Source organism: Gimesia sp., from assembly GCF_040219335.1.
Classification (GTDB): domain Bacteria; phylum Planctomycetota; class Planctomycetia; order Planctomycetales; family Planctomycetaceae; genus Gimesia.
On the sequence record NZ_JAVJSQ010000025.1, the window covers coordinates 124,664 to 130,945 of the forward strand.

General features: G+C 44.3%; 5 protein-coding genes and 1 pseudogene. 1 reads left to right on the top strand and 5 read right to left on the bottom strand.

From position 1 onward, the window contains the following. Nucleotides 1-71 precede the first annotated feature (71 nt). Nucleotides 72-443: a hypothetical protein gene (locus tag RID21_RS19995; protein WP_350191900.1), complete on the bottom strand. Its 372-nt coding sequence runs from the start codon at nt 441-443 to the stop codon at nt 72-74. Here RID21_RS19995 and RID21_RS20000 point away from each other — a divergent pair. Beyond that, nucleotides 442-1,615: pseudogene (locus RID21_RS20000) on the top strand (IS3 family transposase). The gene RID21_RS19995 and the pseudogene RID21_RS20000 sit on opposite strands and share 2 nt — an antisense overlap. A gap of 188 nt (nt 1,616-1,803) precedes the next feature. On the opposite strand, the gene RID21_RS20005 reads toward RID21_RS20000, so the two are convergent. The 4 genes from RID21_RS20005 to RID21_RS20020 form a co-directional block, all read right to left on the bottom strand. Further along, entirely contained in the window at nt 1,804-2,265 is a 462-nt protein-coding gene (locus tag RID21_RS20005) for a hypothetical protein (protein WP_350191902.1), read from the bottom strand. 95 nt (nt 2,266-2,360) lie between these two features. After that, the gene (locus RID21_RS20010; RefSeq protein ID WP_350191904.1) at nt 2,361-3,224 is read right to left on the bottom strand and encodes a hypothetical protein; all 864 of its coding nucleotides are present in this window, start codon (nt 3,222-3,224) and stop codon (nt 2,361-2,363) included. Nucleotides 3,225-3,457: 233 nt separating this feature from the next. Continuing rightward, complete coding sequence (locus tag RID21_RS20015) at nt 3,458-4,573, bottom strand: hypothetical protein (protein ID WP_350191906.1); 1,116 nt, start codon at nt 4,571-4,573, stop codon at nt 3,458-3,460. Nucleotides 4,574-4,738: 165 nt separating this feature from the next. Next, nucleotides 4,739-5,155: a hypothetical protein gene (locus RID21_RS20020; RefSeq protein WP_350191908.1), complete on the bottom strand. Its 417-nt coding sequence runs from the start codon at nt 5,153-5,155 to the stop codon at nt 4,739-4,741. Between the last annotated feature and the right edge of the window lie 1,127 nt (nt 5,156-6,282).

Here is a 6,282-nt window from a genome sequence, read left to right on the forward strand (position 1 = left end):
CGATAATTGACTGGCATCGAGATCAATCATATTGTGCAAAGGACCGCAACATTGAAGGATTGTTGTATTTATTATTTCTTATGTTTTCTCCGAAGGAACCATTTCTTCCATGCTTTAAGATTTGGGCCTATTCCATAATATTCTGGCTCGATTTTCCACAGTGATTCCTTGAATGCGTGTGCTTCTTCAATTGGCAATACGTGTTCGTCATAAACTGCAAGAGCTTTTTCGGTCAGGCTATACGAAATTTCTCGCATGACACCTACACCCTGCGCACTAAGATATCCTCTATACTTCATAAAATAGACAGTGTCTTCGATATCGGCAGGTAAATATTTAAGGACAAGTTCTGCCTTTAGTTGGTGAACCCCATGGCATGCTCCCCTTAACTTGATCCATTTGTTGTGAGAGTTTCCAATAGAGAAAACTAAGGAGACGATCATGACGAAACGACGTAAGAAACGACATACCCCGGAGCAGATTATCCGTAAGCTCCGTGACGCTGAGACGATGCTGAATGCCGGCAAGACGATCGGCGAAGTCTGCCAGCAACTGGAGATCAGCGAACAATCCTTCAATCGCTGGCAAACTCAGTATGGCGGGATGAAGGCCGAAGAGGCTAAACGGCTGAAAAATCTGGAGCAGGAAAACACCCGGCTTAAAAAGCTGCTCGCCGAGGCGGAGCTCGATAAAGCGATGCTCAAGGAAATCGCGGAGGGAAACTGGTAAGCCCTTCTCGCAAACGCCAGGCCGTCCAGCATCTGCAGCAGACGTTCGACGTTTCCGAACGCAAAGCCTGCCGGGTGCTGGATCAGCCCCGTTCCAGTCAACGCTACCAGGCGGCTCCTCCTGATGATGAAGCCGCTCTGCTGAAACAGATTCTGAAACTGGTACGCTGTTATCCCCGTTTCGGGTATCGGCGTATCGGCAGGATGCTGCAGGCGGCCGGCTGGAAGGTGAATCCCAAGCAGATTTATCGTTTGTGGCGTCGAGAAGGGCTCAAAGTCCCCAGGAAACAGAGAAAAAAACGTGCGCTGGGCACGGGGCGAATGCCTGTCATCGCCATCGTCCAGAAAGGAAAAACCACGTGTGGTGCTGCGATTTTATTTTTGATCGGACAGAAACCGGGACCACGCTCAAGTGGCTCTCGATTATAGACGAGTATACCAGGGAGTGTCTGGCCTTGCAGGTGGACCGACACATCACCAGCGAGGATGTGATCAACGTTCTGGCCGATCTGATCCGAACTCACGGCGTGCCGGAGCACTTCCGTAGCGACAACGGCAGTGAGTTCCTGTCCAAGGCGATTCGCAGTTGGCTGAAGCAGATCGGCGTGGGAACGCTGTATATCGAACCGGGCAGTCCCTGGGAGAATGGCTACGCCGAGAGTTTCCACAGCCGAGTCCGGGACGAGTTCATGAACTGTGAGGTGTTTGAAAACCTGAGATCCGCCCGCCGGCAGACAGAGGCCTGGAAGGAACATTACAACGAGGTCCGCCCGCACAGTTCGCTGGGCTACCTCACCCCCAGACAATTTTCGCAGCAGTGTATCTCTTCCAGTCGGACTCCGTCCGCCTTCCAGAGAAACACTGCTGATACCCTAAAGATCTCATAACAACTGGTACGGAAATGAGGGGCCTGTCACCCACATTCAATCTCAACTTTACTACGTGATACTGAATCACCAAATTTGGACTCCCAGGAAGAAATACGTCCCGTCATAATCTCAAGAATATCCCAAAGAATCTCTTCACTTTGTGCCATGGTCATCAACTAAATCTAAAACAACAAAGACAGATCGTTCTACGAGTTACTGGATAAAAATCGACACCAAAATTCATATGCTTCATCAGCTAAATCTATAGCAAGTTTCGATTGTCCATCTGAAAGTTTCACAGTAAGACCTGAAAACTGAAAAGAGGATGGATCAAATGCGTCAGAACTAAATGAATTACTGCTAAATCCCCCTTGACTGAATTCTAAATCGTCGACTGAAGTATGATGTGAGCTTGTTGCCTCAAAATGCTTTGCACCATTGGCAATATGAGAAACCACCTGCAAAATATAATTCTGCTGTCTCATGTTGGTTCTCTGAGTTCTATCATTCGGAAATACCCAGTCCAACATATGCTCCGTTGTCACAAAGAAATCGAATGCCGCATAAGAATTCGATGGTTCAGATTTCATTCGATTCAGATCGTACTTCATTTTATTGATCAGATCGCCAGGGTTTTCTAATGGAGTAAACCCACTGTAATTAGACATTCATTCTCTTTCTATGATGTCTTGGTAATACCTGATACCCAGTCAATATTCCAAATGCCTGACCTCAGGTAATTTATTTCATTTTATAGTGAGAGTTAAATCTCAACCAAATTGGTGAGTCCAGTAACATATTGTGCTTCAAAATCCTGGAATTGATGACTCTCTTGACTTGTGTTGTGTTCCGTTTTTAATCTCACAGTCATGCTGGAAAGTTCCCAATCTACATCCGAAATCATTCGCACTTGGTGATCATGAAACAAAAATCCCAGAACGGGTTTGCCAGCAATCCAATTATTTAGCTTGCGATGGTTAGATTGAATGAAATGCATTAAAGCTTTTTGATATAATTCGCCAAATAGATCATCTGGCATCAGTTTAGTGATACGTTCGTTATCTCGATTCAATGCTAGGCAGGTATCAATCGCAATTATTCCGGGCAGTTTTGCAGTTGAGATCTGCTTCGCAGCTTTTTTCACGTGCTGTTTGAGATTCGAATCATTTTTCAATCGCTTTGCGGCAATTCCAATCGACCGTCCATTCAGAGTACATGTGATGTCTGGTTCTTCAAATCTGACGGGATTAAGCTCAGCATTCTGACAGACCGCAGCGATGAACAATTCGAACTGGATATCTCGTCCAGGAGAATTGCCACGATCTTCTTGTGGGAGCACTGAGTCTTTGATTGCTCGTTTTACATGCTTTTTAAAATCGGGGTGTCTGTTCGTTTGTTCGAAGCAAAAACCGAGCAGCTGTAAATCGCGTTCAGCTTCTAGAGCGGTTTCGAAATATAGATCTTCGTGCGGGATGATCCCGTTTGCCTCAGTCAGAACATTGTGCATCTTCATTAGCCTGGATTGTGGATGCGGTTCAATTTTAAGTTCGCGAATAGAGTTTATCACAAATTCGGCATTTTCGGACCGAGTCCGTCGTTTTTTGTTGCTCATTTCAATTTCAGTCATTTGAACTGTCCGGTAAACAATAATTACCCGGTGAATTGCCAGATAACGTCTACTCAAATCATGTTGCGAAATACTTACTCCAGACACTAAATTCATAAATTGTGTTCAAAGATGCCATTATCTGTGTCAATACAAACATGGTAGACTAATTGTTACAAGCACATTAGAAGATTCGGAGTCACCCGTATAACGCCAACAAAGTCGTTTTCGATATTATATTTGAAATTCCAGTTCTAATTTCCACGAATAACATCGATCATAAATTGAGTATATCCATCCAAGTCCGTAGCACATTCATCGACAGCATCAACGAGCTCTCGCAGCTCATTTTCTGCGACCAAGAAGTTGGCAATTCCCTCAGCCTCGGATTGGGTTTGTACGGTATCGATCAAATGCTGATATCTGGCAAAGTCTATAGAAGATAAGATGTCTTTCTTGAAATCATGAGAATTCAGCACCTTGAAAAATTCTATCTGACGTTCATTTGGATCTTCGATATCAAGCAATCGCTCTTCGTGTCCATTGAGTGCCAGATAGATGTTTACGGCAACATTTGGATTGTTCATCGGGCAACTCTTCTTTTCATTCTCTAAGAACCAGTTTGTCATTATGGCAAATCGTTGACTAAAAACCCCGTTGAAATCGTTGTCGTCGTCTCTCGTAAGAAACTCAATATTAGATTTCAGTTGATCAAGCAGGTTCTGAATACGCTGAGCGATTAGCGGCCGTACGTCCTTTTTGAAGTCGTAAGTGACTATGGCTGAGAGAATTGATCGCCAGTGATCGATTTTGAAAAAATCTTCGGTATCTGGAAAGAGTACATCAGGATCGACTTCTTCAAAACCGAACATGAGAGGGGCTTGTCCCGATTGATCGGACATGGCTTCAGTGTAGGGTATGGCTGGCTCTGGTGGGATCATCATCACACCACTAGCGCCTCGCCAGTCTGGAAAATGCTTAACGATGAATCGGAACAATAGACAAATTCCCAAGTCTAGATCTGTCTCATCCTCTTCACGACCTTCGTGATAGAGATGATTTCTCAGCCTGTGACCATATGCCAACATTTGCTGATCCTGCGTGGTGATGAAATTTTCTTCGACACCAAGAGCAAGCAGTTCACCGTGAAATCGGGCAACTTTAACCCGTCGCCTACGGTTGTATTTCCGCACACCTGAGGACCATGTTGTTTTGTCGAACATCATTGCGATCTCAACACGCCGTCGGAACTGGACCTCTATAATGTTGTCAAGTAGGAGTAATCCCAAACGTTGGTGGTGCGGATTTTGAGCGTTTACCAAACGATTTGCTTCAATAATTGTGATGAGAACTTGGTTTATGCTCTTCATTTATGCTCCTAATCAGGTGTCACTAATTAAATATCTAGTAACCAAGGAATTTCACGTTGTTGTAAGAACGTAATTCGCCACTGAGACTGGAGCATTGATCTTCCATTACAAACCGCACTTAAATACAAACCCCGTTGAGTATTTAATTATACGACTCCCTTAGAATCAGAATTCACGTCCTACCTCATTCTTGTATTGTAGCATCTCGGACAACCATGCCTCACAGCCCCACAGAAATGACGCGAGTGGTTCGATAGTCCTCCGAAGCGTCGTTAGACTTATGTGCGTAATGCCGTCAAGGGATTTTCCGCGCTTCACTTTGGTTGGAAAACGAAACTCTTGTGCATCGTAATCGACATCAACAAATTGTTTGATGAATTTGTCAATACGAGAAAATTCTGGTGGGTCAGGTTGATTTGGATCTGCTTCGCGCAGTAATCCTTTCGCTAAGGGCCATAGATCTGATAATTTATGGTGTGGTGGATGACCGCCTTGCTTGTCCAATAATTGGCGTCCAATGCGGATGATATTTTTGATCTGTAGCTCAAGAGCGTGGCGGTACAAGAAACAGATTGGGTACACGAGGGTATCCTGGTTTTGATTCTGAGACTCCACATGCTTGATAAGAAGTTCTGCAGCTAGTCGGTATCCTTCACTGTACCCATATGTCATGTCATGCATAAAGTTGAGGCACGCATTAGTATGATCAGAGCCAGCCGAAAAAGGTGAAGGAGTTTTTGAATTCATAGCATATTAGACACATTTCGAAAGAATCGGTTCACTGATTGGACAACGAGAATCATTCCCTCATTTTCAATTAATGATAGCGTTTCAAAAATTCTGTATAAGCTGTGAATTATTATCAAGAGAATATAGACCGGGTAACATCATTTTCTCGGTCTTTTGATTTGGATCTATTATCGCAGAATCTCTGTCGCTCAGTCATTTAGCGTTGCGCAGAACAACCCGTTCCAGTAGAGTCAGGTCACACTGAGCCAGGACAACGTAGAGAGTATTACACAAGTGTTTTAACAGCATGGGATCGACGGGTATCGTCTCCCATTCTGCTTCCAACAGAATATGATAATTCGCCAGGTTGCCAGCAGGTATCAGAGCGGGGGGGGTATCGTCGGAATGACCGCCTGTAATGTTTTCGTCTGATGATCGTTATCGATTTCAAAAGTATTCTGTGGCAGATGGTTTTAATCGGCTCTTACTCCAGTTTAAACCGAAATCGCTCACAGTTTCAGAGGTTGTCCACAATATTGATCTGGCATAAACCGAATTGCAGGAGTAATCGTGATTTACTTGGGCATTATCTTCCTTGTTGGAGGATTTTAAGGCCTTCTATTCAGTTAGCAGGTGCCCAGAACGCATTTAAATTCACCTCTTCAGAACTGCTAGATCACTTTCGACCTAAATTCTGACGATAAACGTGTCATAATTAATAAAAGGAACAAACAAGAAGCCAAGAAATGTGACAAGCTGGAATAATTAGATTTCAGGCACTCGCCGTAATGCTTGTCGCAAAATCGGACGAGTCCCAACACCTAAATTATGGCCCAAATCGTGTCATAATAAATAGGATTATATGCAGCGTGTTAGCATTCAGGTGGAGCGGTTTTTCGGGGTACTCAACACGCGGCATATGATCTATTGGACTGAACCGCAGGGACGTTTTCGACTATGGGGATTGAATGACCGCAGGG

Coding starts and splice junctions, on each gene's coding strand:
- RID21_RS19995 (WP_350191900.1), bottom strand. CDS start 443: ATGATCGTCTCCTTAGTTTTCTCTATTGGAAACTCTCACAACAAATGG.
- RID21_RS20005 (WP_350191902.1), bottom strand. CDS start 2,265: ATGTCTAATTACAGTGGGTTTACTCCATTAGAAAACCCTGGCGATCTG.
- RID21_RS20010 (WP_350191904.1), bottom strand. CDS start 3,224: ATGACTGAAATTGAAATGAGCAACAAAAAACGACGGACTCGGTCCGAA.
- RID21_RS20015 (WP_350191906.1), bottom strand. CDS start 4,573: ATGAAGAGCATAAACCAAGTTCTCATCACAATTATTGAAGCAAATCGT.